Genomic DNA, 25,678 nt, shown 5'->3' on the forward strand with positions numbered 1-25,678 from the left:
GCAGGTTTATGCTGTTTTTTAACTTTTAAAAAGTAAAAGTTACGGCAATTCCCCGACCCACCTCTGAGTCGATTTGCATGGTGCCATCTAGAAATGAAATTCGGCTATCGATATTTTTCATTCCTAAACCTTTATGATTTTCATAGTTTTCAGTATCAAATCCGATTCCGTTGTCTTTATAAAAACAAGTTGAAACACCATTTTTAGTTTCAAATGAAATCCAAATTTCAGATGCTTTTCCATGGCGAAGCGAATTATTCATCAATTCCTGAAGAATTCTAAAAACATGCAACTGACGATCAATGTCATTTACATCAAAATCAATAGTATTATTGTAATGAATTTTTATGGCTTTGCTTGTTTCAAATTCCACACACAACTCCTCTATACCGGCATTTAAACCAAACTTTTCCAAAACCGGCGGCAATAAATTATGAGCAATTTTTCTGGAATTTTCCAAAGCTTTTGCGGTAAGTGCAATGATATTCTCTGTTATCTCATTCTTTTCTGCTTCTGATAAATTTGAGGTCGAAAGCAAATGAGTGTTTAGAGAAACAATATTTAGTTTAGAACTAATATCATCGTGAAGATCCTGCGCTATTCTTTTTCGTTCTTCTTCTTGCGTAAAGATAATGGCATGCAATTGTTCTTTTTGATATTTTACCATCAAATCGATTTTTTCGAGTTCTTTTTGAATAATTTTCTTTCTGGATAAATAGAAAAATATTATCAATGCAACTGCTACAATTATAAAGAAAAGGGAAATGTACAATATTATGGCAACAATTTCTTTTTCAGGGATTCGCTGTGCATTCATGTCTTTTTATTTAAATTACAATTTATCCTTTCAAAAATTTTATTTTGGTAAAGCTTTTTATCCATTCAAATAAAATAATCAGATAATAAATTATGAGCAAAAAAGCATTTAATTGCCAGCTAAGAAATTTCAAATCATCACTTAAACCCGAAGAAAGATTACCTACCAAAAATAATACGGTGCTCGCTAATAAATAAAAAACTAATCCTACGCTTATGTAGTAGTATTCTTTATTCTCTGTCAGCATATTATAAAAATGAAGTAACGCGTAAACAACAATTAGCAATGAGGTCAAAGTGATTTCAAATAAATTAAACTTTAAAAACTGACTTGAATCTATCACGAACTGAACCGATAAAATCAATAAAGCTATAATTAATGTAGCCTTTACAAATGTTTTTTGCGCCTTGAGATGAAACAATGAATTGTAAAAAAGCCCCAGCAAAATCATTTGCCCAATGAAAAAAATATTTACGAGAAACAAATTGTTTAGGCGTAAAAAATATATTATTTCCATTGAAATCTGCAACACAAACGAAAAGGCCAAATAGGAAACAAAAAAAACATTAGCTTTTTCCTTGCGGAAAAAGCTATATGAGTAAACTATCAGATTAATTAATAAAATCAAATAACTTGAATATATCAAGAAATCAGTCATTTTTTATAGTATTTAGGAATTAAAAAGGAGGACTAGGGCGGGCACCATCATAAACTACATCTTGCTCTGAAGCCACAGATTTATTTTGTTGGTCAGATTTTCCATAAACGTTTTTATATTTACCTGTTGCCGGATCATATTCTGCACCATTAAAAATCAGCGTTCTCTCTTTGTCGTCATTAATACCTAAATGAGCCCAAACTGCCTCCGTTTTTAGTGCCAATACTTTCTCTAGTGTTTCTCTAGGAATTAAAAAAGCGGTAACTTTTTTCTTACTGTCTTCAACAGAGTTATCATCAACATATCTCTTTTCCCATTCTTGTCCTTGGGCTAACGGGATCTGGATAGGTCCCGGAAAAGTTTCTTCATTCATAATAAAATTTGTTTTTGGTTATTAATTAATAGCCGATTTTTATGTAAATCGTATTGCTAAACTACTGAATTTTATTAATAAATTATTATTTACCCATAAAAAAAGCCTTTTTAGAAAGGCTTTTGATTTTATTAAAACGGTACATCACTATCATCGTCATCATCATTCAGATTGCTTCCAAATGCTTCATTTGGCGATGGTAGATTATTAGTAATAAACGGATTATCATCATGATTCATTTTTGATGGCAAATCATCATAACTACCCGAAAATTCATCGAGGTTATCAAATTTCCCTAAGTGTCCTAAGAATTTCAAACGAATATTCTCAATACCACCATTACGGTGTTTTGCGATCATAATTTCGGCCTGACCAGCTGTTGGTGAAGCCTCTTCATCATCCCATTCGTCAATTTTGTAATATTCAGGTCGGTATAAAAACGAAACGATATCGGCATCCTGCTCAATTGCTCCAGATTCACGAAGATCTGATAGTAAAGGTCTTTTACTTGATCCACGAGTTTCAACAGCACGCGATAACTGAGAAAGTGCAATAACCGGAACGTTAAGTTCTTTCGCCAAAGCTTTTAAGTTTCGGGAAATGGTCGAAATTTCCTGCTCACGATTTCCTCCTCCTTTACCATTTCCTCCAGCGGTCATCAATTGCAAATAATCGATGATAATAATTTTAATACCATGTTGTGAAGCCAAACGTCGGCATTTTGCTCTTAAATCGAAAATAGAAAGTGATGGCGTATCATCTATATATAAAGGTGCCTTTTCTAAGTCCTTAACTTTAGTACTCAACATTGTCCATTCATGAGCCTCTAGCTTTCCTGTACGCAATTTTTCTGATGACAATCCTGTTTCAGAAGAAATAAGCCTAGTAATTAACTGAACAGATGCCATCTCCAGAGAGAATAGAGCTACTCCATGCCCGTATTGAATAGCAATATTTCTAGCCATAGAAAGTACAAATGCCGTCTTTCCCATCGCTGGTCTGGCCGCAATAATAATTAAATCACTCGGTTGCCATCCAGAGGTTAATTTATCTAAATTATGAAAACCAGTTTCAACACCACTTAAACCCTCTTTTTTAGAAATCTCTTCAATTTTTTTCTTAGCCTGTAAAACTAAACTCTGTGCAGTTTCAGAACTACGTTTAATGTTCCCTTGTGTTACTTCGTATAATTTAGATTCGGCTTTATCTAATAACTCAAATACATCCGTAGTTTCATCGTAAGATTCTTCAATAATCTCAGATGAGATTCGAATTAAACTTCTTTGAATAAATTTTTGCAGAATAATACGCGAGTGAAACTCAATGTGCGCAGACGACGCAATTTTTTGTGTAAGCTGAATCAGATAAAAATCTCCACCTGCAAGTTCCAGTTTTCCGTTTTTCTTCAACTGACTTGAAACAGTCAACAAATCGATTGGCTGCGTTTCTGTAAAAAGCTGCAAAATTGCTTCAAAAATATGCTTGTGTGCATCTTTATAAAAAGCATCGGGCTGCAAAATATCAATTACATCATCTACCCCTTTTTTATCAATCATCATCGCTCCCAGCACAGCCTCCTCCATTTCAATAACTTGTGGAGGAAGTTTACCTTTTTCCAGATTAATAATAGTGGTTTTATCTACCTTAATAGGGTTTACATTTTTGAAATTTTCCATATAGCGAAAGTAACAAAATTTAAAAAAAAATTGTTATCGAGTTATAACTATTAATTGTTTATAAAAGTGCTTTTTTTGTTCATAACCAAAAAAAAATCCGAAACTGTAAGGCTTCGGATTTTTAATTAATCTGTAAGAATTTACTCTTTATACTCGCCCATGTTACTGTATTTGTCCATTCTTTGGGCAATTAAGTCGGCTGTTGATAAGTCTTTCAATTCGTTATATCCTTTGGTAATATATTCCGCTACTGTCTTAAAAGTAGTTTCACGGTCATAGTGAGCGCCGCCAAGTGGTTCCGGAATTACATCATCAACTAATTTTTGTTTTTTCATGTCTGATGAAGTCAATTTTAATGCCTCTGCAGCACGTTCTTTGTACTCCCAGCTTTTCCATAAAATTGAAGAGCAAGATTCTGGAGAAATTACAGAATACCAAGTATTCTCTAACATATAAACTTTATCTCCAACACCAATTCCTAAAGCTCCACCAGAAGCACCTTCACCAATAATAACAGTAATAATTGGCACTTGCAGACGAACCATTTCGAAAATATTTCTTGCAATAGCTTCACCTTGTCCTCTTTCTTCGGCTTCAAGTCCTGGATAAGCACCTGGAGTATCAACCAAAGTCACAACAGGAACTCCAAATTTCTCTGCCATTTTCATCAAACGCAAAGCTTTACGATATCCTTCAGGATTAGCCATACCAAAATTACGGTACTGACGTGTTTTTGTATTAAAACCTTTTTGCTGACCAATAATCATAAACGACTGACCGTTTATTTTTCCAAGTCCACCAACCATTGCTTTATCATCTTTAAATCCTCTGTCTCCATGAAGCTCTAAAAAAGTATCACCGCAAATTGCTCTGATATAATCTAAAGTATAAGGTCTGTTTGGGTGTCTTGACAATTGTACACGCTGCCAAGCAGTAAGGTTTTTATATATATCTTTCTTAGTTTGCTCTAATTTTTTGTTGATCTCCTTGCAAGTTGCTGTAACATCAACCTCAGATTCTTTTCCAATTACAACACACTTTTGCAACTGTTCTTCAAGTTCTTTGATTGGAAGCTCAAAATCTAAATATTCCATGGATTTTTGAATTTTGTTTTTAAATCGAACCGCAAATATAAAAATATTATATCATTGGCATAGTTAATTGTTAGTAAAGTATCAAATTGTGATTTAAAAGATACGTAAATTATTACACTTCTTTCTTGTTTTTATAATGTTTAAAAACACCATTTAAAATAACTGTAATGATGATTATAACTGCTCCGATATAAAATTCGGTGCTCATTTTTTCTTTTCCGCCCAAAATAAAATAAGCCAGCATAATTCCGTAAACCGGCTCTAAATTAGTCGTTAACATTACTGTATAAGGAGTTAAACGCTGCATTACTTTTACAGATGCAGTAAAAGCATAAGCGGTACAAATTGAAGCCAGAACAAGCAATAAAATCCAGTTATTTAATGACAGTGTAAAAAAATCGGCAGTAAATTTTCCTTGAAATAAAAAATAAATGGTGATAAAGAAAACTCCGGCGCCAAATTCATAAAATGTAATAACAGAAGGTTCATGATCTGCAATTAATTTTCCGTTTAGCAAGGTAAATACAACCCCAAGAATTATCGCAGCCAACGCATAATAAACCCCTGTAAGATATTTAATTTCGACTTGCAATATAAGTGCAAGCCCAGCGATAATAACTAATCCGAAGAAAACCTCATAAAATAATATTTTTCTTCCGAAGAAAAGCGGCTCAAGCAAAGAAGCAAAAAAAGCGCCCAACGAAAATATCGAAAGCGTAATCGAGACATTGGAAACATGTATTGCTTTAAAAAAGAAAATCCAATGCAAGGCAATCAGCAAACCAACAAAAATCAGTTTGAAAAGCTCTTTTATTGGAACTTGAAAAGATTGTTTTTTATAAATAATAAATGCTCCTAAAAAAATCATTGCAAGAAGCATTCTAAACCAAACTAAATTATCAGCATCAATTGTGATAAGAGCGCCCAAAATGGCTGTAAAACCCCAGATAAAAACAATTAAATGAAGATTTAAATAACTTTTTAAATTATCGTTTCGCATTACGTAGTAAGTAAACTGCTAAAATTCCGAAAACAATATTCGGGAACCAGACAGCTAATAAAGGTGAGAATGTAGATTTTTCGGCAAGGGTTCCAAATATTTTATCAAAAAACACAAATGAAAAGGCAATTGCAATTCCGATAGCCAAATTGGTTCCCATTCCTCCACGACGTTTCATAGACGAAACCGCAACGGCAATAATGGTTAAAATAAACGCAGAAACCGGAACGCTATATTTCTTATAAAGTACAACTAAATATGTATTAATATTTCCTGAACCTCTTTTTCGTTCTTTTTCAATAAAATCAATCAGTTTACCAAGAGAAAGTGTTTCGGCGATATAAACTACCGGAGTTAAATCAGCCAGTTCAAACTTAAATTTAACCTCTTTTTCAGGATTTTTTTCGATCACATCGTTCAATTCACCAACAGTTCTTTTAGTATAATCGTAAAGAATGTAGGTTTTCTTTTTTGGATCCCATTTAATTCGACTAGCCGTAATTTTATAGGTCATTTTTTCTTTATCGAAGTGTTCCAACGTAAAATTAAAAGCCGTTTTTGACTCTTCGTTAAAGCTATTTACAAAAATAAAATCATGATCATTAATCTGGCGATATACGTTTGTATTTTCACCTCGCATCAACTCTTTTCCGTTTCCTTTTAAATAAGTATATCTGAAATTATTAAAACCTTCACTGGCAGCCGGAACAATAAAAAATCCCATTAAAAGCACAAAAACCGAAACGATAGAAGCTCCAATAATATAAGGCCTTAAAAAACGGGTAAATGAAATTCCGGAACTTAAAATTGCAATAATCTCTGTATTATTTGCCAGCTTAGAAGTAAACCAGATTACCGACAAAAACAAGAATATCGGAAAAAGGGAATTCGCAAAATAAATAGTAAAGTTGTAGTAATAAAGCGCAATATCCATAAACGGAATCTTGTTCTCCAACATTTTATTCACCTTTTCAGAAACGTCAATTACAATCCCAATCGGAATAAATAACAAGATCATCACCGAAAAAGTGGCTAAATATCTTTTTAAAATATACTTATCTATTATTGTTAACATAGTAAGGTTTAATCGTTTATCTGTTTAATCGTTTAACCGAATAAACGATTAAACAAATCAACATATTTTAAAGTCTTTGACTCATATTTTTAACCATCATTTCTTTCCATGGTCTAAAATCTCCGGCTAAGATATGTTTTCTCGCTTCACGAACCAACCACATATAAAAACCAAGATTATGAATCGTTGCAATTTGTTTTCCTAAATATTCGTTAGCAGCAAATAAGTGACGTAAATATGCTTTTGTATACTCCGTATCCACAAAAGTGTGTCCCATTTCATCAATTGGAGAAAAATCAGCTTCCCACTTTTTGTTTTTAATGTTGATAGTTCCGTTTGCTGTAAACAACATTCCGTTTCTTGCATTACGCGTTGGCATAACACAGTCGAACATATCAATTCCTAATGCAATATTTTCCAGAATATTTATTGGAGTTCCAACACCCATTAAATAACGAGGTTTATCTTCAGGAAGAATTTCACAAACTACTTCTGTCATAGCGTACATCTCCTCAGCAGGTTCACCAACCGAAAGTCCGCCAATTGCATTTCCTTGCTGACCAGCATTTGCAATATATTCCGCCGATTGACGACGTAAATCTTTATAAGTACTTCCCTGAACAATCGGGAAAAATGTTTGTTCGTAACCGTATTTATAAGGCACTTTTTCCAAATGATTGATACAACGATCTAACCAACGGTGCGTCATGTGCATGGAACGTTGTGCATATCTGTAATCGCAAGGATAAGGCGTACACTCATCAAAAGCCATAATAATATCAGCCCCAATCGTACGCTGAATTTCCATTACATTTTCTGGCGTAAAAAAGTGGTAAGAACCGTCAATATGCGATTTAAACTTCACTCCTTCTTCTTTAATCTTTCTGTTTGAAGAAAGAGAATATACTTGATATCCACCAGAATCTGTCAAAATATTACGATCCCAGTTCATGAATTTATGCAGCCCTCCAGCTTTTTCAAGAATTTCAGTTTGCGGACGCAGATATAAATGGTAGGTATTTCCAAGAATGATATCCGGATTAATATCGTCTTTCAATTCACGCTGATGTACTCCTTTTACAGAAGCCACTGTTCCAACAGGCATAAAAATAGGCGTTTCGATTACGCCGTGATCAGTAGTTATACTTCCCGCTCTTGCTTTAGACTGCGGATCTTTTTGTAATAAATCGAACTTCATTTGTTTCTTTTTTCAGTCGGCAAAGATAAGCTAATTTCAGGGAAATTTAATTAATTAGATAATTTGTGAATTATAAAATTGAGTTAATTCAAAAACAATATAAAACCGAAACCTTAGAAATTTTTAAATTTGAATAAAATCCATTAAATGAACCTAGCTCAAAAACTCGGATATCCTGAAAACGCCAAACTATTAATCATTCATGCTGATGATGCCGGATTATCACATTCAGAAAACCAAGCTACTATTAAAGCAATCCAAAACGGATCTGTAAATTCCTATAGTATAATGGTGCCTTGCCCTTGGTTTTACGAAATGGCAACATTTGCAAAAGAAAACCCAAATTACGATTGCGGGATTCATTTAACACTGACTTGCGAATGGGAAAATTACAAGTTCGGACCTGTTTTGCCCGTTTCGGAAGTTTCGAGTTTAGTGGATCAAAACGGTTATTTCTATAAAACCAGACAAGATTTCAAAAACAATGCAAAGCTTTCTGAAATAAAAAAAGAGCTTACCGCACAAATTGAAAGAGCTTTGCAATTTGGCATTCAGCCCACACATCTCGACTCACATATGTGCAGCGTTGGCGTAACTCCTGAAATTTTAGAAATTTACAAAGAACTCGGAAAAACATTTAATTTGCCTGTTTTTATAAATAAAGGTTTTGTTGAATCGATCAGTTTATCTGATGAAAAATATAATTTTGAAAATACAATTTTAGCTGATACTCTTTTAATTGGCTATTACAGCGATTTCGAAAAAGGCGAACTCAGAAAATCATACGAAAAAGCTTTAGACAATGTAATTCCGGGATTTAATGTTTTCTTGCTTCATCCCGCTTTCGATGATTTTGAAATGCAGGGAATCACTGTAAATCATCCAAACTTTGGTTCGGCTTGGCGCCAAATTGACTTTGATTTCTTTACAAGTAAAGAATGCGCCGCAAAACTGAAAGAAAACAACATTCAGTTAATTACATGGAAACAAATTTCTACAATTATATAATTTGTCAATTAGAGAATGTGCCAATTTCTTTTTAATGTGAATACTATAATATCTTGATTTTAAAAATATAAAAACTAAAACCATAGATTTCATAACTTTATAAAACATTTTAAATTTAGAAGTTATGATAAGCTCAGAAGATAAAAATACTGCAAATGAGGATCAAATTGAAAGAAATCTGGAAAATTTAGATTATCCGGCAAGTGAAGATATCTACAATCAGGAAGACAAACTTGATGATATTGATCCGGAAAACATTTCCGGCGAAAGAATCATTAATCAAGACAATCACGAATGGAAACAAAACAGCGACAAGCTAGGAGATGATCTTGATGTTCCGGGTTCTGAACTAGATGACGAACAGGAAGAAATTGGTTCAGAAGACGAAGAAAATAATTTCTACAGCGAGAGCGACACAAATTAAACGATCTCATTTTTTTCTGCCACAGATTAAACAGATTATCAAAGATTTTTTAAATCTAACCTAATTGTTTAATCTGTGGCATTTTTTTTACTACAATCCAATCCTCTTTTCTTTTCTAAAATCCTAATTTCAACAATCAATTCAAGACATTGTTTGAAAAATTAAAGGCGTTTTCTCTCTTTTTTTAAGATTAACCAAAAACAGGAAAAATTTCACAATTATACCAAACTAAAGCAGAAAATCATTTGTCTCCCCGCAAAATAACAATTACTTTTGCAACAGTTTAACTTTTACATATAAAATGAAGCCTAACACACAACAATTAAGCGATTTAACTATCCAAGTTAGAAGAGATATTCTTCGAATGGTACATGCTGTCAACTCAGGTCACCCAGGTGGTTCTTTAGGTTGTACTGAATTTTTGGTAACATTATACCAAAATATTATGGAGCGCAAAGAAGGTTTTGATATGGACGGAATTGGAGAAGACATCTTTTTCCTTTCAAATGGTCATATTTCTCCTGTCTTTTATAGCGTTTTAGCACGTAGCGGTTATTTCCCTATTTCAGAACTTGCAACTTTCAGATTATTAAATTCTCGTTTACAAGGACACCCAACAACTCACGAAGGATTACCTGGAGTTCGTATGGCTTCTGGATCATTAGGACAAGGTTTATCTGTAGCACTTGGTGCAGCTCAGGCAAAAAAATTAAACGGAGATAAGCATTTAGTTTACACTTTACACGGAGATGGTGAATTGCAGGAAGGTCAAAACTGGGAAGCTATCATGTACGCATCTGCTAAAAAAGTAGACAACCTAATTGCAACTGTTGACGTTAACGGAAAACAAATCGACGGAACAACTGACGAAGTTTTAGCAATGGGAAGTCTTCGTGCAAAATTCGAAGCTTTTGACTGGGATGTTTTAGAAATTGCTGAAGGAAATAACATTGATGCAATTATCGCAGGATTAACAGATGCTAAATCAAGAACAGGAAAAGGAAAACCGGTTTGTATATTATTACACACGGAAATGGGTAATGGTGTTGATTTTATGATGCACACACACGCTTGGCACGGAAAAGCACCAAACAACGATCAGTTGGCGGCTGCTTTAGCTCAAAACTACTCTGCAGATCAAATCGATTATTAAAAAAGTGTTCAGTCTCAGTGCACAGTTTTCAACTTAGAAACTTAGTCACTTAGAAACTTAGCATCTCAAAAGAACAAAAATGAAAAAATACGAAAATACAGGAAGTAAAGATACTCGTTCAGGTTTTGGAGCGGGAATGACTGAACTAGGTCAAAAAAACGAAAATGTTGTTGCACTTTGTGCCGATTTAATTGGATCATTAAAATTTGATGATTTCAAAAAAAATCATCCAGAGCGTTTTTTCCAAATCGGAATCGCTGAAGCGAACATGATTGGAATTGCTGCTGGTTTGACAATTGGAGGAAAAATTCCTTTTACAGGAACTTTCGCTAACTTCTCTACAGGAAGAGTTTACGATCAAATTCGTCAATCTGTTGCTTATTCAGATAAAAACGTAAAAATCTGTGCTTCTCACGCTGGTTTAACTTTAGGAGAAGACGGAGCAACACACCAAATCTTAGAAGATATTGGTTTAATGAAAATGTTGCCAGGAATGACTGTAATCAATACTTGCGATTACAATCAAACTAAAGCTGCAACTATTGCTTTAGCTGATCATCATGGGCCAGCTTATTTACGTTTCGGACGTCCGGTAGTAGCAAACTTTACTCCTGCTGACGAACCATTCGTAATTGGAAAAGCAATTATGTTAAACGAAGGTACGGATGTAACAATTGTTGCAACAGGACATTTAGTATGGGAAGCTCTTATTGCAGCTGAAAAGCTAGAAGAAAAAGGAATTTCTGCTGAAGTAATCAACATTCACACTATTAAACCACTTGATGAAGAAGCAATTCTTAAATCGGTTGCTAAAACAAGATGTATCGTTACTGCAGAAGAGCACAACTACCTTGGTGGTCTTGGAGAAAGCATTTCAGGTGTATTAGCTTTAAACAATCCTACTCCGCAAGAATTTGTAGCAGTACAAGATAGTTTTGGTGAATCTGGAACTCCAGAGCAATTAATGGAGAAATACAAACTAAACAATCAAGCAATTGTTGAAGCTGTAGAAAGAGTTATTAAAAGAAAATAATTTTTACTTTTCTTACTTTATAAAAAAACCTCGAAATTCACATTTCGAGGTTTTTTGTTTGCTATTTTTTTTTAATACCATGATACATTTAGAGAAATTTGAGGTGTAGGAACCACTCCCTCAATACTACAAGTTACTAGGCCAGAAGCCGGATATTTAACATACGGGTTTGCCACAACATAATTGGCCATATACCAGTTTCCTACTAAAAATGTCTGAGTTCCTGTTATTACATATGGAGAAACATTGTAAATATACCAAAAAGTAGCCACTCCTTGCTCACAACTTGCGCAAGACAATGAACTTGATAACCTACGTTCATTCATTGCTTCTTTCCATGTACATCTAAAAGTAGAACACGACCTATATTGTAACGTTGTTCTCAAATACATTTTACTTGACTGAACAATATCATTTAGAACTATAGTTTCGTTATATAAATCCAAAACATGTCTCAATCTACTTCCTGATACGTTTATTTCATCAGAAACAAATGTTTTAATCCCATTTTCATTTGGAAAAGCAGTTCTACTAGTAGAACTTTTACCAGATGATGAAATATTCAACAAACTACCATACACCTGCAATTCACCTATATTATCAATAAGCTCCCTTGTATTTTTATGACTATCGACTTCTGATAACAAATAAAAACTACGCTCATTAAGCCACAAAACTTTGCCATTAACTTTTACTTTAGAGTCAGCATTCAAGATAGACTTTAAAGCATCTGAGTAAATTATTCTTGAATCCGGAATAACATCTTCTTCCATATCCGTGTCATCATGTAAAGTATTTAATAATGAGGTCATTTTTTTAGCCGAAACCCAATCTTTAAGCTCATTTTTGTTTAGAGAAGCCAATTCATCGTACTCTTTAACAAAGGATTCCTCATCTTTAAAAGACAACATATCTCCATCAAGAACTGATAACTGGTCTTTTGCAGAGGCATTTTCAACCAACTCATCACTACTACAAGAAAACAAAGCCGTAACCAAAAATAATGCAATTAATTTTTTCATAATTTTAAAATTTTAATTATTAATCTTACGAATATTTAAAAATTAACTTACATTTAAATTTTAAAAATTAAATTTAACATAACTTAAATTACAAATATTTCTTTAATCTTTGCATAAAAAAACCCACTTGAATACTTCAAGTGGGTTCTACATAATACAGTAATAAATTATTACCTATTTTATTACGTGATGATTTTTATCAACATGAATTCTTAATCTGTTCGGAGAAGTGTAATCAATCGTTCCATCAGCATTTACAGCAGGAATTCCCCAAGTTTCAGTTTCATCAATATTTGGAGTAATTGGATTGTCAATAATAGGATTATATGGATAGTATTTGCTTATTCCAGTATTTGGAGCTCCATCAGGTTTTGTAATTTCTTTCAAAGTACTCCAACCATCACCATCATCATCAACATCAAGGAAATCAGGAGTTCCATCTCCATCAGTATCATCAATCAATTTTGCCGGCATATTAGGATATTTAATCTTGTCCGTAGAATTATAAAGATAGCCATCATGATTAACATCTTCATCAAAATCCGAAACACCATCAAAATCATGATCCATACGAGCTAGATCCATCAATTTAAAACTAAACACTAAAGGAGTATAAGCAGGAATATTATCACTTCCGCCATAATATGCTAATCCAGAAGGCAAGAACATCACACCTGCACCAAAATTATCATACGTTATTTCACCAGTAGAACCATTAGAAGTAGAAGTCCCTGTTCTAAACTGCGGAAAAATTTCCTTCCATCCGTCAACAAAAACACCTCTAGCACCCGTACCATCCAAATCCCAATACCCTGGAATATTATATGAACTATCGAATTGAGTCCCATCCAAATACCATCCAACATATGAAGCAAAAATTCTATCAGTATTTGTCGGCGCAAGACCAGTTCCTTTTCTTAAAGTCAAATAATAAACGGTATATGTAATATCATCATTATAAACTTCTCTTGTTTGTAGTGGATATACTTTCTGATCCCAAATAGAAACCTGAGTTCCTCCTGCCGGAATCTTTTTTATTGTGATATCAAAATTAGCAGAAACATCTTCAATATAATTTGTTTTTAAATACTTAACAATAGAATCATTATCCGCTTTATATTGTTCTGCATAATCACGCAAAGGCACAGTTACCGGATCATCATGGTCTTTATTACAGGAAACTATAGCAATACCAGCTAGTAATAAAATAAAATATTTAAATTTATTCATTATTGTTAATTTTTTAGGTGCGCAAGATACAATATTGATTTATTTTTGTAAAGAATTTAACTTGGATTTTAGAAAAATTATGAGAATAGATAAATACTTATGGTGCGTCCGTTATTACAAGACCAGAAACATGGTTACGGAGGCCTGTAAAAAGAACCATATTACAGTAAACGGGCAGGTTGCAAAACCTTCTAAAGAAGTTTTTCCTACAGATAAAATCACCTTTAGAAAAGACCAAATCACACAAATAATAACCGTACTCGACATTCCTGAAAGCCGAGTTGGGGCAAAACTTGTAGACATTTACCGCAAAAATGAAACCCCGCCGGAAGCGTATGCTCATTTGGAACTATTAAAACTATCTAAAGAACATTACAGAAAAAGCGGAACAGGAAGACCAACTAAAAAAGACAGAAGAGATATTGATGATTATGGAAATGAGATTTTTGATGAGGAAGAGGAAAATTAAATTCTAATTCAAAAAAATATAAAATTCCTTTTAAAAAATCTGAAATCTAAAATCTGAAATCTAAAATTCTAATCGTATTTTAGCAAAAAAATAAAATCATGAGCAAAAACATCATCTTAAACAACCAGGAAATCGAACACAAAATCAAACGTATTGCTTATCAAATATACGAGACATTTGTTGACGAAGAAGAAGTCGTGATTGCAGGAATCGCTTCTAACGGTTCAGTTTTTGCACAAAAAATTGCATCGGCGCTAAGCGATATTTCAACTTTAAAAGTTTCAACCTGCGAAGTTAAAGTAGACAAACAAAATCCACAGTTACCTATTCAGACCTCTTTAACCAAAGAAGAATACCAAAACAAAGGATTGGTTTTAGTCGATGATGTTTTAAATTCAGGCACTACGTTAATATATGCTGTTCGTCATTTCTTAGACGTTCCGCTAAAGAAATTCAAAACAGCAGTACTTGTTGACCGAAACCATAAAAAATATCCTGTAAAAGCGGACTTTAAAGGAATTTCTTTATCTACTTCTTTATTAGAGCATGTTCAGGTTGTTTTTGACGAAAACGGCGATAATTATGCTTTTTTAAGCTAAGATTTTCAAAATATCATCAACTGTTTCTTCGACTGATCTTCCATCAACTGACACTTTATGCTGTGCGTGGTTGTAATAAAAGCTTCTGTCGAATAAGTGTTTTGCGATAAACTCTTTCATTTCTTCTTCATTCATTTCTGCAATAAGTGGGCGTTTGCTTTTATTGTAAACTAATCTATTATATAAAGTATCAATAGAAGCTTTTAGATATACCGAAACAATATCATCATTTTGAAGCAACAAATGATTATTGGCATAACATGGCGTTCCTCCACCTAAACCAATAATATTATTTTCAGAAGATTGAAGTAATTCAACAAACATTTCGTGTTCTAATTTTCGAAAATAGACCTCTCCATGTTTAGAAAAAATCTCATTTATAGATAAATTTGCTCTTTTTTCGATGCAAGTATCTAAATCCAGAAACGGAATATTTGTAATTTTTGACAAGTTTTGGGCAATTGTTGACTTTCCGCAACCCATATAACCTAATAGCACTATTTTTTTCATATTAATAAAACCTTATAAACTAAGACATTGGGATTTTTTTGTAAAAAAAGACAAATTTATAATAAAAATGCTTGGAAACTTCGAAAATAACTCCTTATATTTGCACCCGCATTCAAGAATCGAATATGACTCGATAGCTCAGTCGGTAGAGCACATCACTTTTAATGATGGGGTCCTGGGTTCGAGCCCCAGTCGGGTCACAAAATTTGTGATTAACAAAATAAGTTTCTTGAAAGCAATGACTCGATAGCTCAGTCGGTAGAGCACATCACTTTTAATGATGGGGTCCTGGGTTCGAGCCCCAGTCGGGTCACAAAGGTCGCGTAATTTATTTTACTCGACCTTTTTTCTTTTTAGGCCATGTGGAGAAACGGTAGACTCGCCATCTTGAGGGGGTGGTGCTCGCAAGGGCGTGAGGGTTCAAATCCCTCCATGGTCACTATAAAATTTAAAAGCCTGAGAATATATATTCTCAGGCTTTTTTTTATAATTCGAAAATCCATATTGATTTCTTTAATTTTACAAAGTCTCAATGTTTACAAGTAGTTTTGGTCCGAATCCCATCAAGAATTTTGTTTTCTGCACAAATAATCTAGTTAATATCATCCTTAAATTCGTCTCTTTTTATGTTCAAAGCTACTCTCTAACGTAATGATACTGTAGCGGGTTTGAGACTAAATTAAGCCCATTATTCGGATTTGTCAAATCATCCAAACACAAAACCATCTTTCCATTAAGTCTATTGCCCAAATCCGTAGTAGCTGTTGGGTGCTGTTTTTATTCTTTTGTAAATTTAATTTGTCCACCGCCTTGAGATAAAATCATTGTCTTGTCTATCGGATTAAATTCAAATTTCGCTCCTGCTTGGTCAAACTTAAATTTGTTTTTTTCCGTTGCTTCAAGAGAGAATGCTGGCTGTCCTGTACCTTGTGCGATTAAAGCGTTTCCATCTTTTGTAAATGTAATTTTAAATGGAATTTCTTTGGAAGCATAAACACCCAAATACTTATCAAAATCTTCCGAAGTCAAGTTGTATGTTGTGAAGACAGGTATATCGTAAGGTTTGCCGTAAATTGCACTTAAAACAGTAATAGAAATATCATCCATACTTAACTTTGTTCCGTTTGTAATTAAAGCATACGAAATTTTGTCGTCTGCGAAATGAGAATAAACTGAACTAAAGCCATCAATTCCGCCTCTGTGTCCATAGCCGATCTTGTCATGGAAAGGCATTTGAAACAGACCAATTCCGTAACCATCTTTAACAGATTTCATTATTTCAAGACTTTCAGGTTTTAAAAGCTTTCCTCCAAACAAAGCGTCTGCGAATTTTGTCAAATCACTTGGCGTGGAAATTATTGCCCCTGCACCTAATGGAATTGTAAAGTCGGTTTCGGTCACTGCCTTCCAAGCTCCTGTGAAGTTGTATGATTTGCATTCATTATTGTTTGTGTTGATTTTTCCAAAAACATACGTATTTGTCAAACCAAGAGGCTTTGCAATATATTTTTGTAATAAATCAGAATACGATTTTGAAAAAGTTGTTTCTAGAATGTAAGTCAAAAGCACAAAGTTTGAATTGCTATACTCTGCCTTGCTGTCTGGTTCGAAATCGCTACCTCCTTTTGCTATAATTTCAAGCATTTCTTTTTCTGTTTTTGGCTGTGTATTCCAAGTTAGATATTCATTGTCATCTGTGAAATTGTGTATCCCACTTCTATGGCTAAGCAACTGTTTTATAGATATTTTATCTGCGTTCTTTATTGTTGGAAACCATTTGTAAATAGTTTGGGTTAAGTCCAGTTTTTTTTCTTCAGTTGCTTTTAAAATTAAAACAGCTGTGAATGATTTAGAAATTGAACCAATTCTGTATTTTGAATTTTTGGTTGCTTTAACGTTTTTTTCAACGTCCGCAAATCCAATTGATTTTGTGTAAATGATCTCACCATTTTTTGAAATTGCTACACTTCCCATAAACTTGTCGCTTTCTTCAAGTGCATTGAAGTAATTATCTAATTTTTCTGTATAATTTGTTTGAGCAAATCCGATTTGACATAAGGTCAAAAGTAGTACTGCTGTTAAGATTGTCTTTTTCATTATTGCCTTATTTTTATCGTTTACGGGATTATGCCTGACAAATGTCAGTTTATATGTGTTTTCAAAAATAGGTTTTTTATTTTATAAACCACCAAGCGGGCTTTTATTTATTAAATACTTTTCGTACTAAAATTAATATGAATTTCGTCGCTCTTGCTACTTTGATAAATTACGGGAACTTGACTTTAACTAATAATGATATTAAATTCAAATAGCAAAATTACACATCACTAAAAACCTTTAAATCTTCTAATAAATGGTTCGAATTCTGTACCTCAAGGTCACAAAATAAGTTTAAAAAAGTAAAAAGGCCTGCAAATACAGGCGTTTTGTTGTTTGCAGCTTTTTATTTTGCCCGCTGTTTACCCACCGATTCTAATAAACAAATCATATTACATCCATAATATATTTTTACTTTACCACTGTAGCCATAAAAAACACAAACCCTATTTTACTGTAAAATAAGCTTTTACAAATTATTACAAAAAAGCATTCAAAAAAGGCTTTAAAACCTAAATAAAGTACTTATATTTGCACCCTCATTCAGAAGAGCAATGACTCGATAGCTCAGTCGGTAGAGCACATCACTTTTAATGATGGGGTCCTGGGTTCGAGCCCCAGTCGGGTCACAAAAAAGGTCAAGTATTAATTTACTTGACCTTTTTTCGTTTTTGGCCAAATCAAAAAATGGCACTCCTGTCATCTTTACTATTTCTAGTTTTTCTTGGAATTCTTTACTAAAAAATAAACAGCAAATATAAAAACGGCTATATAAATAATTGCAAGCGCCGGTTTCTCAAATTTCAGGTTTTCAAAATCGAATTGCTTGAACAATACTACACCTAAAATGATTGCAACAATCCAAAAAGTAAATACTAAGGCTTTTTTATTTTCCATGTTTAGAAATTTTTAATTATTCATTCCAATAAAGCAAAATCAGCTTTTATGATCAAAACTCAAGACCTCTTTCAATATCCAATCGTTATTGATTAAAAGATAAACATGCGTAAATTTTGCTTCACCAGTTAAAACATCAGGTTTATTTGCTTCTCTAATATAGAAATCATGAATTCCGTTCTGAACAACTCCGTAAAGCTTTCCATTATCATAAAGAGGATAAACTTCCAAACTTTCCGGTTTCACTTTTCTGATTGGCTTTTGAGCTCCGCCAGAACAAATATTCTTTTTGACATTTTCTAAAAAAGTCTTTTTATTCTGAACTCCACCCTGATCGTGATAAAACACCAAATCAGGATGAATGGCTTTTTCAAGAAAAACGAGATCACACTCATTAAAACTTTTTGCAAAAAAAATACTATCGTGCTTTTTCAGCTGCAAAAATAATTCAGAATCTTTTGCCACCTGAGCAAAACTCACAACTGAAAAGTTCAGAAAAAATAATACCAGAAACTTTTTCATAATCTATTATTAGCGTTTACTTTTTATTTTATAACGTGTGCTTTTACACCTTCGTTTGTAATCACAACCGGCTTAATAAAACCGTTCTCATCAAAAAACATTTCTTCAATACAAGTTTCTCTCGAATGTATACTTGTTTCATCAAGCGGTCTTCTGTGGTACACAATATAATATTGATCGGAATCCGGAGCTTTTATAATCGAATGATGCCCCGCTCCTTTTGCAATTTTAGGATCTTGCTCCAGCACTTTTCCAATTCTTTTAAATGGCCCCATTACAGAATCGGCAATCGCATATGCCACGCAATAATCCGGACCGCCCCAATCGCCTTCAGACCACATAAAATAATATTTATTGTTTCTGATAAACATAAAAGGTCCTTCGGTATAATTATCTGGCGTAATCTCCTTAAAAATGGTTTTATCTTTAAACGGAATAAAGCCCGTAAAATCAGGTTTTAATTTGGCAATATTGCAATGCCTCCATCCGCCGTAAATCAAATAATGCTGCCCGTCCTTATCCTTAAAAACAAATTGATCAATTGGTTGTGCACCATTATAAATTTCGCCCACGAGCGGTTTTCCTAAATAATCTTTAAATGGCCCTTCAGGTTTTGACGCCACTGCAACTCCAATTCCGCCAATTTCATTTTCATGAACATCATTGGCACCAAAAAACAAAAAATACTTGTTCTTATTTTTAATAATCGACGGCGCCCAGATTGCTCTTTTTGCCCATTTTACAGCCGTGGTATCTAAAATTCTCGGATGTTTTGTCCAGTTTACCAAATCGGGAGAAGAAAAAGCATCCAGAAAAACCTGCTCTTCAAATGGAGCCGAAAATGTTGGATAAACCCAATACGTTTTATCAAAAATAACGCCCTCCGGATCTGCGTACCAACCCTTAAAAATAGGATTATTGGCTATTTTATTTGAAACTACATTTTGTCCAATTGCTTCTGAGCAGAAAATAATCATTATACCAAATAAGAGTTTATTCATAGTTTTTGATTTTTATTTAAAAGTATAACAAACATTGTAAAAACGCTTTTACAAAGGCAAAAAAAATTATCTCCGAACTTTTTCATTAGCATTTCAAGATCTAACACAACCGCAGAACACCATATTAATAACACGTTTTCAGTTAATTACAAAAAAAATGTCGACAAAAATTTGCGTAGTCAAATGACTTCATATATATTTGTAGTCAAATGACTTCACAATGAATTTAAGACGAGATGTATTTCAGGCTATAGCCGACCCAACAAGAAGAGCTATATTACTTTTGGTGACTTCGCATTCGATGACCGCCGGTGCGATTGCTTCAAACTTTGACACTGCGCGTCCGACAGTTTCGAAACATTTAAAGATTCTGACGGAATGCGAATTATTACAGCAAACACAAAACGGCCGAGAAGTTTATTATACCATAAATGCAAAAAAAATGAAACAAATAGCAGATTTCATAGAGCCATTTCGTCAAATGTGGGACGAGAGATTCAACAAACTCGAAGACATTATGAAAAACTATAAACCCGAAAACTAACCGCAATGGAATTAAAAACAAAAATAAATGCTGAAGAAGACAAACAAGAACTCGTAATTACACGCGAATTTGACTTGCCTGTTGAATTGCTTTTCAAAGCTTATATCGAACCACAAATTGTAGAACAATGGATGGGAACAAAAGTTTTAAAATTGGAAAGCAAAAAACATGGCGGTTATCAATTTGAAACCAGTGATGCTAAGGGAAATGTAGTTGTCCAGATGAATGGCGTTATTCATGAATTTGTTCTAAATGAAAAAATCACCAGAACATTTGAAATGGAAAATTCGCCTTTTGCAGTTCAATTAGAGTTTTTAGAATTTAAACCACTAAATGATAATCGAAGCAAACTTACAATGCAGATCGTCTATAAATCTAACGAACTTAGAGATCAAATGCTGCAATTACCATTTAAACAAGGCCTTAACATGGCACATAACCGATTAGAAGAAATCTGTAATAAACTAAAATAAAAATATCATGACAAAGAGAAACAAAATTATTTATTGGGTTGCTACGCTCTGGCTGGCATTAGGAATGACAGCAACAAGCATTGTACAATTACTTCAGTCTAAGGATGAAACGGATAGAATGTCTCATTTGGGTTATCCAATTTATTTGCTAACTTTATTAGGCATTTGGAAATTATTGGGTGTAACAGCGGTTCTGATTCCCAAATTCCCATTATTGAAAGAATGGGCTTATGCAGGATTTTTCTTTGCGATGTCAGGCGCAATCGTTTCACATTTTGCTGCAAACGACAGTGCGAAAGATTTTTTTGGACCAGCTTTATTGCTGATTCTAACCATAATTTCCTGGTATTTTAGACCTATCGAACGAAAACCAGTAACAATTTAATTCATTATAAAATGAATCCAAAAGTCGATTTTTTCTTTGATAAAGCTACGAAATGGCAAGAAGAACTGGAACAAATGCGAACTATTGCTTTAGAATGCCAACTGACAGAAGAATTAAAATGGGGAAATCCCTGTTATATGTATCACGATAGTAATGTTGTTTTAATTCATGCTTTTAAAGAATATTGCGCTTTTCTATTCTTCAAAGGCGCTTTACTAAAAGATACTGACGGAATTCTGATTCAACAATCTGAAAATGTTCAGGCGGCGCGTCATATACGATTTACAAACCTTAAAGAAATTATTGATTTAAAAGCTGTTTTGAAAACGTATATCTACCAAGCTATTGAAATCGAAAAAGCAGGTTTAAAAGTCCAATTGAAAAAGACATCAGAATTTCCGGTTTCAGAAGAATTTCAAAAAAAATTAGACGAAAGTGTCGAATTAAAAAAAGCTTTCGAAGCTTTGACTCCGGGAAGACAAAGAGCGTATCTGTTAAACTTCTCACAGCCAAAACAAGCCAAAACACGCGAAGCGAGAGTAGAAAAACATATCCAAAATATTCTTGACGGAAAAGGTTTAAACGATTAATACTAAAATCAAAATGAAGGCAAAAGATATATTAGAACAACTTAAAGCACTTGGCGACGAAAAAGTACATGCTCAAAATAAAAAGCGAGGCGCCAGTGACAATCAGTTTGGTGTTAAAATGGGCGATATTCGGACATTGGCAAAAAAAATAAAAATCAATCACGAATTAGCATTGGAACTTTGGAACACAGAAAATGCCGATGCACGATTTTTATCCATTTTAATTATCGATCCAAAAAAACTTACCAACGAACAAATTGAAAAAATGGTCGCCTCAGAAAAGTTCGTTCATATTGCTGATTGGTTTTATTCCTATATAATTAAAGAATATTCAGATCGCGAAACTTTACGTTTGAAATGGATGAAATCAAAAGATCCAATGTTGGGCCGCGCTGCATGGAGCCTTACCAGCGGATGTGTTGCCCGAAATCCTGATGTTTTAGATCTGCCAGCTTTACTAGACCGAATTGAAAACGAAATGCCAACTGCAGCATCAGAAGTACAATGGACTATGAACAATACTTTAGCACAAATTGGAATTAAATTTCCAGAATATCGTGCACGCGCTTTAGCAATTGGAGAAAAATTAGGTATTTACAGAGATTATCCAACTTCAAAAGGCTGCACCTCACCTTTTGCACCTATATGGATCAACGAAATGGTTCGTCGCCAAGAATAAATTCAAAAAACAACAAAATGAAAAATACAATTTCGAAAGAAGAACAAGCTCAATTAATCAGCATTTTGAAAGCACGTTTTGAAAAAAACACAAAGCGTCATCAAAATATTGATTGGTCAAAAGTCGAAGCTAAACTCAATGCTAATCCGGAAAAACTTTGGTCGTTGCTTCAAATGGAAAAAACCGAAGGCGAGCCTGATATAATAGCTTATGATAAAAGTACAGATGAATATCTATTTGTCGATTGCGTGGCCGAAAGCCCGAAAGCCCGCAGAAGTCTTTGTTATGACAGAAAAGCATTAGATTCAAGAAAAGAGCACAAACCTAAAAACAGCGCAGTCGATATGGCCGAAGAAATGGGAATAGAACTTCTTTCTGAAGAACAATATCGACAATTGCAGCAACTTGGAAATTTTGACACCAAAACTTCGAGTTGGATCGCAACGCCTGCTGATGTTCGAAAACTGGGCGGCGCCGTATTTTGCGATTACCGTTATGGAAGAGTTTTCCTTTACCATAATGGCGCAGAATCTTATTATGCAGCAAGAGGATTTCGAGGTTATCTGAAGATTTAAGCGCCAAACATTACAACAGACAAAAAATTCCTTTTTCTGAGAACTTAAACCATTTTTATACTATAATAACACATTTTAATACTATAATCTTCCAAATATTGACTATTTTACTACTAGGTATGCATAATATCTCAGATTTTATTCTATTTTTGTTTGCCAATTTATGAAAAATGATAAACAATATTAAAACTGTTTTCAGCATCAAAGATCTCGAGAACTTATCTGGAATAAAAGCACATACAATTAGAATCTGGGAAAAAAGATACAATATTCTTGAACCCATGCGAACTGATACAAATATTAGGCTTTACAATTTGCAAAATTTGCAAAAGCTTTTAAATATTACATTATTACATGAATATGGCTATAAAATTTCTAAAATAGCAACTTATCCGGAAGACCGAATTCCGCAATTGGTTCGTGAAATTACTTCAAAGAAAAATTCCCAAAATTATGCAATCACGTCATTCAAGATGGCGATGATGAATTTTGATCAGGAATTATTTTTCAACACTTTCGACTGGCTTATTTCTGAGAAGAACTTCAAAGAAGTTTTTAAAGACAACTTTCTTCCTTTGCTGAAAGAACTTGGTTTATTATGGCAATCCGAAACCATAACTCCGGCAAACGAACATTTCATGAGCCACTTGATTAAGCAAAAAATTCTAATTTACACAGAAAGTCTTCAAATATTAAAACCAACCAGAACCGATCGTATTTTTGTTCTTTCTTTACCATTAAATGAAATTCATCAAATTGGCCTACTTTATCTTCAATATGAGATTTTATCACATGGTTACAAAACAATATACTTAGGCGAAAGCATGCCAATCGAAAATTTGCAAGACCTGACTCGTCATTTTGAAAATATAACTTTTGTTTCTTTTATGACAGTACAACCAGACAGAATGGTTATCAATCAGTATGTTAAATCGATGGGACAGAAATTGCTTTTAAACAATAACGAAATCTGGCTGATGGGTAATATGGTTGAGCATATCGATCAGTCTGTACTTCCTGAAAGAATCCGCATTTTCGAATCAATGGACGAAACAATAGAGCAAATCTAATTTTTTTTGTTTAAAGTTTTTGTATATTTGTTAAACAAATGACAAAAACAATTCTCATAATAGGATCTGGCTTCTCCTCTTTAGCCGCTTCGTGTTACTTAGCTAAACAAGGACACGAGGTTATAATTTTCGAAAAAAATCCGACGATTGGAGGACGTGCCCGACAGTTTAAAAAAGATGGTTTCACCTTTGACATGGGACCAAGTTGGTACTGGATGCCAGATGTTTTTGATCGCTTTTTTCAGGATTTTGGCAAACAAACTTCAGATTATTATGAGCTTATAAAACTCAATCCTGCATATCGTGTTTATTTTGGGACAAATGATTTTATCAGCATTTGTGACAATTTGGAAGAAATAAAAACAGCTTTTGAAGAAATCGAAAAAGGAAGTGCTAATAAACTTCAAAACTTCATCGATCAGGCAAAAAGCAATTATGATATTGCGATTAAAGATTTAGTTTATCGTCCAGGAGTTTCACCTTTAGAATTAATTACACCAAAAACGGCTTTAAAACTGAATCAGTTTTTGAGCAACGTAAGTCAGGATATTCGAAAGAAATTTAAAAACCAAAGATTAATTCAAATCTTAGAATTTCCTGTTTTATTTTTGGGAGCAAAACCCAGCAAAACGCCTTCTTTTTACAATTTCATGAATTATGCCGATTTCGGTCTCGGAACTTGGCATCCCAAAACTGGAATGTTTGATGTTATTCGTGGTATCGAAAAATTAGCGTTGGAACTTGGCGTTACCATTAAAACCAATTTGCCAATTGAAAAAATCATAGTTGAAAACAAAACTGCAACCGGAGTTAAAATCAACGGAGAAATCATAAAAGCAGATCTAATTTTAAGCGGTGCGGACTATCAGCATACCGAATCTTTGCTTGAAAAAGAGCATCGTGCGTATTCTGATAAATATTGGGAAAGTCGAATTTTCTCTCCGTCTTCGCTCTTATTTTTCATTGGCTTCAATAAAAAAATAGAAAACATTTCGCATCACGCATTATTTTTTGATGTTGATTTTGATAAACATGCCGAAGCGATTTATGACAATCCAAAATGGCCGGAATCTCCACTATTTTATGCCAATTTCCCATCTAAAACAGATTCCAGCGCTGCGCCCGAAGGAATGGAATCAGGGTTTTTCTTAATTCCGCTGGCGCCGGGAATAGAAGATAACGAAGAAATTCGAGAAGAATATTTCGAAAAGATCATCTCACGTTTCGAAAAACTTACAGAACAAAAAATTAAAAATAACATTATATTTAAGAAGTCATTCTGCAAAAATGATTTTGTAACAGATTACAACGCGTACAAAGGCAACGCCTACGGAATGGCAAATACGCTATTGCAAACTGCTTTTTTAAGGCCAAAACTAAAAAGCAAAAAAGTACGTAACTTATATTTCACAGGACAATTAACTGTTCCTGGCCCAGGGGTTCCGCCTGCTTTAATTTCGGGAAAATTGGTTGCTGAGTTAATTCAAAAATCTCTAAGATCTTAAA

The 25,678-nt window shown here is 33.7% G+C and carries 28 protein-coding genes and 4 tRNA genes; 18 read left to right on the top strand and 14 right to left on the bottom strand.

The window, feature by feature from the left end:
- Positions 1-25: 25 nt before the first annotated feature.
- The 7 genes from BD847_RS20130 to tgt form a co-directional block, all read right to left on the bottom strand.
- Positions 26-817 carry a sensor histidine kinase gene (locus BD847_RS20130; protein ID WP_115890041.1) on the bottom strand — a complete coding sequence of 264 codons (792 nt, stop codon included), beginning with the start codon at positions 815-817 and terminating at the stop codon, positions 26-28.
- A 677-nt stretch (positions 818-1,494) separates the two neighbouring features.
- Positions 1,495-1,848, bottom strand: a complete 354-nt coding sequence (locus BD847_RS20140; protein ID WP_115890043.1) for a hypothetical protein — start codon at positions 1,846-1,848, stop codon at positions 1,495-1,497.
- Positions 1,849-1,979: 131 nt separating this feature from the next.
- Positions 1,980-3,524, bottom strand: a complete 1,545-nt coding sequence (gene dnaB, locus BD847_RS20145) for a replicative DNA helicase (RefSeq protein ID WP_115890044.1) — start codon at positions 3,522-3,524, stop codon at positions 1,980-1,982.
- A 140-nt stretch (positions 3,525-3,664) separates the two neighbouring features.
- Positions 3,665-4,618 (bottom strand): acetyl-CoA carboxylase carboxyltransferase subunit alpha, encoded by a 954-nt coding sequence (locus BD847_RS20150; RefSeq protein ID WP_115890045.1) that lies wholly within the window; start codon positions 4,616-4,618, stop codon positions 3,665-3,667.
- A gap of 112 nt (positions 4,619-4,730) precedes the next feature.
- Complete coding sequence (locus BD847_RS20155; RefSeq protein ID WP_115890046.1) at positions 4,731-5,618, bottom strand: DMT family transporter; 888 nt, start codon at positions 5,616-5,618, stop codon at positions 4,731-4,733.
- Positions 5,605-6,693, bottom strand: coding sequence for an LptF/LptG family permease (locus tag BD847_RS20160; RefSeq protein ID WP_115890047.1), 1,089 nt, complete (start codon positions 6,691-6,693; stop codon positions 5,605-5,607). The genes BD847_RS20155 and BD847_RS20160 overlap by 14 nt, the downstream gene beginning before the upstream one ends.
- Positions 6,694-6,760: 67 nt before the next feature.
- Positions 6,761-7,891, bottom strand: a complete 1,131-nt coding sequence (tgt, locus tag BD847_RS20165; protein ID WP_095931686.1) for a tRNA guanosine(34) transglycosylase Tgt — start codon at positions 7,889-7,891, stop codon at positions 6,761-6,763.
- A gap of 147 nt (positions 7,892-8,038) precedes the next feature.
- Here tgt and BD847_RS20170 point away from each other — a divergent pair, with 147 nt between their 5' ends.
- The 4 genes from BD847_RS20170 (at position 8,039) to BD847_RS20185 (ending at position 11,509) form a co-directional block, all read left to right on the top strand.
- Positions 8,039-8,899 carry a polysaccharide deacetylase family protein gene (locus tag BD847_RS20170; RefSeq protein WP_115890048.1) on the top strand — a complete coding sequence of 287 codons (861 nt, stop codon included), beginning with the start codon at positions 8,039-8,041 and terminating at the stop codon, positions 8,897-8,899.
- 124 nt (positions 8,900-9,023) lie between these two features.
- A complete protein-coding gene (locus tag BD847_RS20175; protein ID WP_115890049.1) occupies positions 9,024-9,323 on the top strand; it encodes a hypothetical protein in 300 nt (99 codons plus the stop codon).
- Between the two features lie 301 nt (positions 9,324-9,624).
- A complete protein-coding gene (locus BD847_RS20180) occupies positions 9,625-10,476 on the top strand; it encodes a transketolase (protein ID WP_115890050.1) in 852 nt (283 codons plus the stop codon).
- Positions 10,477-10,555: 79 nt separating this feature from the next.
- Positions 10,556-11,509: a transketolase family protein gene (locus BD847_RS20185; protein WP_115890051.1), complete on the top strand. Its 954-nt coding sequence runs from the start codon at positions 10,556-10,558 to the stop codon at positions 11,507-11,509.
- Between the two features lie 71 nt (positions 11,510-11,580).
- Here the strand turns inward: BD847_RS20185 and BD847_RS20190 are convergent, their stop codons facing one another.
- Both BD847_RS20190 and BD847_RS20195 read right to left on the bottom strand, forming a co-directional pair.
- Positions 11,581-12,507 carry a hypothetical protein gene (locus tag BD847_RS20190; protein WP_147298525.1) on the bottom strand — a complete coding sequence of 309 codons (927 nt, stop codon included), beginning with the start codon at positions 12,505-12,507 and terminating at the stop codon, positions 11,581-11,583.
- A 198-nt stretch (positions 12,508-12,705) separates the two neighbouring features.
- Positions 12,706-13,761, bottom strand: a complete 1,056-nt coding sequence (locus tag BD847_RS20195; RefSeq protein WP_115890053.1) for an FKBP-type peptidyl-prolyl cis-trans isomerase — start codon at positions 13,759-13,761, stop codon at positions 12,706-12,708.
- A 79-nt stretch (positions 13,762-13,840) separates the two neighbouring features.
- On the opposite strand from BD847_RS20195, the gene BD847_RS20200 reads away from it, so the two are divergent.
- Both BD847_RS20200 and BD847_RS20205 read left to right on the top strand, forming a co-directional pair.
- On the top strand, positions 13,841-14,230 hold the full coding sequence (locus BD847_RS20200; protein WP_115890054.1) for an RNA-binding S4 domain-containing protein: 390 nt from the start codon (positions 13,841-13,843) through the stop codon (positions 14,228-14,230).
- A gap of 98 nt (positions 14,231-14,328) precedes the next feature.
- The gene (locus BD847_RS20205; RefSeq protein WP_115890055.1) at positions 14,329-14,829 is read left to right on the top strand and encodes a phosphoribosyltransferase family protein; all 501 of its coding nucleotides are present in this window, start codon (positions 14,329-14,331) and stop codon (positions 14,827-14,829) included.
- On the opposite strand, the gene BD847_RS20210 is transcribed toward BD847_RS20205, so the two are convergent.
- Complete coding sequence (locus BD847_RS20210) at positions 14,821-15,339, bottom strand: shikimate kinase (protein WP_115890056.1); 519 nt, start codon at positions 15,337-15,339, stop codon at positions 14,821-14,823. The genes BD847_RS20205 and BD847_RS20210 overlap by 9 nt on opposite strands.
- 127 nt (positions 15,340-15,466) lie before the next feature.
- On the opposite strand from BD847_RS20210, the gene BD847_RS20215 reads away from it, so the two are divergent.
- From BD847_RS20215 to BD847_RS20225, 3 genes are all read left to right on the top strand, one after another.
- Positions 15,467-15,539: transfer RNA gene (locus BD847_RS20215), tRNA-Lys, on the top strand.
- 40 nt (positions 15,540-15,579) lie between these two features.
- A tRNA-Lys gene (locus BD847_RS20220) sits at positions 15,580-15,652 on the top strand.
- Between the two features lie 43 nt (positions 15,653-15,695).
- A tRNA-Leu gene (locus BD847_RS20225) sits at positions 15,696-15,778 on the top strand.
- 338 nt (positions 15,779-16,116) lie between these two features.
- Here the strand turns inward: BD847_RS20225 and BD847_RS20230 are convergent.
- Positions 16,117-17,436 (bottom strand): serine hydrolase domain-containing protein, encoded by a 1,320-nt coding sequence (locus tag BD847_RS20230; protein ID WP_115890057.1) that lies wholly within the window; start codon positions 17,434-17,436, stop codon positions 16,117-16,119.
- A gap of 556 nt (positions 17,437-17,992) precedes the next feature.
- Between BD847_RS20230 and BD847_RS20235 the strand changes: the two genes are divergently transcribed.
- Positions 17,993-18,065, top strand: a tRNA-Lys gene (locus tag BD847_RS20235).
- A gap of 85 nt (positions 18,066-18,150) precedes the next feature.
- Here BD847_RS20235 and BD847_RS20240 read toward each other — a convergent pair.
- Genes BD847_RS20240 through BD847_RS20250 form a run of 3 tightly spaced genes read right to left on the bottom strand, consistent with a single transcriptional unit; the run spans position 18,151 to position 19,856 of the window.
- Positions 18,151-18,333 (bottom strand): hypothetical protein, encoded by a 183-nt coding sequence (locus BD847_RS20240; RefSeq protein WP_115890058.1) that lies wholly within the window; start codon positions 18,331-18,333, stop codon positions 18,151-18,153.
- Between the two features lie 39 nt (positions 18,334-18,372).
- Positions 18,373-18,855, bottom strand: coding sequence for a nuclear transport factor 2 family protein (locus BD847_RS20245; protein ID WP_115890059.1), 483 nt, complete (start codon positions 18,853-18,855; stop codon positions 18,373-18,375).
- A gap of 23 nt (positions 18,856-18,878) precedes the next feature.
- Positions 18,879-19,856: a glycoside hydrolase family 43 protein gene (locus BD847_RS20250; protein WP_115890060.1), complete on the bottom strand. Its 978-nt coding sequence runs from the start codon at positions 19,854-19,856 to the stop codon at positions 18,879-18,881.
- Between the two features lie 220 nt (positions 19,857-20,076).
- Here BD847_RS20250 and BD847_RS20255 point away from each other — a divergent pair, with 220 nt between their 5' ends.
- From BD847_RS20255 to BD847_RS20290, 8 genes are all read left to right on the top strand, one after another.
- Positions 20,077-20,400: an ArsR/SmtB family transcription factor gene (locus BD847_RS20255; RefSeq protein WP_115890061.1), complete on the top strand. Its 324-nt coding sequence runs from the start codon at positions 20,077-20,079 to the stop codon at positions 20,398-20,400.
- Between the two features lie 5 nt (positions 20,401-20,405).
- Positions 20,406-20,873: an SRPBCC domain-containing protein gene (locus BD847_RS20260; protein ID WP_115890062.1), complete on the top strand. Its 468-nt coding sequence runs from the start codon at positions 20,406-20,408 to the stop codon at positions 20,871-20,873.
- 7 nt (positions 20,874-20,880) lie between these two features.
- A complete protein-coding gene (locus tag BD847_RS20265; RefSeq protein ID WP_115890063.1) occupies positions 20,881-21,258 on the top strand; it encodes a DoxX family protein in 378 nt (125 codons plus the stop codon).
- Between the two features lie 11 nt (positions 21,259-21,269).
- Complete coding sequence (locus BD847_RS20270) at positions 21,270-21,848, top strand: YdeI/OmpD-associated family protein (RefSeq protein ID WP_115890064.1); 579 nt, start codon at positions 21,270-21,272, stop codon at positions 21,846-21,848.
- Between the two features lie 13 nt (positions 21,849-21,861).
- Positions 21,862-22,527, top strand: coding sequence for a DNA alkylation repair protein (locus tag BD847_RS20275; RefSeq protein ID WP_115890065.1), 666 nt, complete (start codon positions 21,862-21,864; stop codon positions 22,525-22,527).
- Positions 22,528-22,544: 17 nt separating this feature from the next.
- Positions 22,545-23,102, top strand: coding sequence for a DUF4256 domain-containing protein (locus BD847_RS20280; protein WP_115890142.1), 558 nt, complete (start codon positions 22,545-22,547; stop codon positions 23,100-23,102).
- A gap of 170 nt (positions 23,103-23,272) precedes the next feature.
- The gene (locus BD847_RS20285) at positions 23,273-24,172 is read left to right on the top strand and encodes a MerR family transcriptional regulator (RefSeq protein ID WP_115890066.1); all 900 of its coding nucleotides are present in this window, start codon (positions 23,273-23,275) and stop codon (positions 24,170-24,172) included.
- A 38-nt stretch (positions 24,173-24,210) separates the two neighbouring features.
- Positions 24,211-25,677 (top strand): phytoene desaturase family protein, encoded by a 1,467-nt coding sequence (locus tag BD847_RS20290; RefSeq protein WP_115890067.1) that lies wholly within the window; start codon positions 24,211-24,213, stop codon positions 25,675-25,677.
- Position 25,678: the final 1 nt, after the last annotated feature.

This window comes from Flavobacterium cutihirudinis, assembly GCF_003385895.1.
In the GTDB taxonomy this organism is placed as follows: Bacteria; Bacteroidota; Bacteroidia; order Flavobacteriales; family Flavobacteriaceae; genus Flavobacterium; species Flavobacterium cutihirudinis.

Excerpts from the sequence above, each read along its gene's own strand:
- BD847_RS20290 (WP_115890067.1), top strand. The coding sequence starts at position 24,211 with ATGACAAAAACAATTCTCATAATAGGATCTGGCTTCTCCTCTTTAGCC.
- BD847_RS20260 (WP_115890062.1), top strand. The coding sequence starts at position 20,406 with ATGGAATTAAAAACAAAAATAAATGCTGAAGAAGACAAACAAGAACTC.
- BD847_RS20250 (WP_115890060.1), bottom strand. The coding sequence starts at position 19,856 with ATGAATAAACTCTTATTTGGTATAATGATTATTTTCTGCTCAGAAGCA.
- dnaB (WP_115890044.1), bottom strand. The coding sequence starts at position 3,524 with ATGGAAAATTTCAAAAATGTAAACCCTATTAAGGTAGATAAAACCACT.
- BD847_RS20200 (WP_115890054.1), top strand. The coding sequence starts at position 13,841 with ATGAGAATAGATAAATACTTATGGTGCGTCCGTTATTACAAGACCAGA.
- BD847_RS20185 (WP_115890051.1), top strand. The coding sequence starts at position 10,556 with ATGAAAAAATACGAAAATACAGGAAGTAAAGATACTCGTTCAGGTTTT.
- BD847_RS20195 (WP_115890053.1), bottom strand. The coding sequence starts at position 13,761 with ATGAATAAATTTAAATATTTTATTTTATTACTAGCTGGTATTGCTATA.
- BD847_RS20180 (WP_115890050.1), top strand. The coding sequence starts at position 9,625 with ATGAAGCCTAACACACAACAATTAAGCGATTTAACTATCCAAGTTAGA.
- BD847_RS20255 (WP_115890061.1), top strand. The coding sequence starts at position 20,077 with ATGAATTTAAGACGAGATGTATTTCAGGCTATAGCCGACCCAACAAGA.
- BD847_RS20140 (WP_115890043.1), bottom strand. The coding sequence starts at position 1,848 with ATGAATGAAGAAACTTTTCCGGGACCTATCCAGATCCCGTTAGCCCAA.
- BD847_RS20280 (WP_115890142.1), top strand. The coding sequence starts at position 22,545 with ATGAAAAATACAATTTCGAAAGAAGAACAAGCTCAATTAATCAGCATT.
- tgt (WP_095931686.1), bottom strand. The coding sequence starts at position 7,891 with ATGAAGTTCGATTTATTACAAAAAGATCCGCAGTCTAAAGCAAGAGCG.
- BD847_RS20245 (WP_115890059.1), bottom strand. The coding sequence starts at position 18,855 with ATGAAAAAGTTTCTGGTATTATTTTTTCTGAACTTTTCAGTTGTGAGT.
- BD847_RS20270 (WP_115890064.1), top strand. The coding sequence starts at position 21,270 with ATGAATCCAAAAGTCGATTTTTTCTTTGATAAAGCTACGAAATGGCAA.
- BD847_RS20240 (WP_115890058.1), bottom strand. The coding sequence starts at position 18,333 with ATGGAAAATAAAAAAGCCTTAGTATTTACTTTTTGGATTGTTGCAATC.
- BD847_RS20150 (WP_115890045.1), bottom strand. The coding sequence starts at position 4,618 with ATGGAATATTTAGATTTTGAGCTTCCAATCAAAGAACTTGAAGAACAG.
- BD847_RS20230 (WP_115890057.1), bottom strand. The coding sequence starts at position 17,436 with ATGAAAAAGACAATCTTAACAGCAGTACTACTTTTGACCTTATGTCAA.
- BD847_RS20130 (WP_115890041.1), bottom strand. The coding sequence starts at position 817 with ATGAATGCACAGCGAATCCCTGAAAAAGAAATTGTTGCCATAATATTG.
- BD847_RS20265 (WP_115890063.1), top strand. The coding sequence starts at position 20,881 with ATGACAAAGAGAAACAAAATTATTTATTGGGTTGCTACGCTCTGGCTG.
- BD847_RS20275 (WP_115890065.1), top strand. The coding sequence starts at position 21,862 with ATGAAGGCAAAAGATATATTAGAACAACTTAAAGCACTTGGCGACGAA.
- BD847_RS20205 (WP_115890055.1), top strand. The coding sequence starts at position 14,329 with ATGAGCAAAAACATCATCTTAAACAACCAGGAAATCGAACACAAAATC.
- BD847_RS20155 (WP_115890046.1), bottom strand. The coding sequence starts at position 5,618 with ATGCGAAACGATAATTTAAAAAGTTATTTAAATCTTCATTTAATTGTT.
- BD847_RS20160 (WP_115890047.1), bottom strand. The coding sequence starts at position 6,693 with ATGTTAACAATAATAGATAAGTATATTTTAAAAAGATATTTAGCCACT.
- BD847_RS20170 (WP_115890048.1), top strand. The coding sequence starts at position 8,039 with ATGAACCTAGCTCAAAAACTCGGATATCCTGAAAACGCCAAACTATTA.
- BD847_RS20285 (WP_115890066.1), top strand. The coding sequence starts at position 23,273 with ATGATAAACAATATTAAAACTGTTTTCAGCATCAAAGATCTCGAGAAC.
- BD847_RS20175 (WP_115890049.1), top strand. The coding sequence starts at position 9,024 with ATGATAAGCTCAGAAGATAAAAATACTGCAAATGAGGATCAAATTGAA.
- BD847_RS20210 (WP_115890056.1), bottom strand. The coding sequence starts at position 15,339 with ATGAAAAAAATAGTGCTATTAGGTTATATGGGTTGCGGAAAGTCAACA.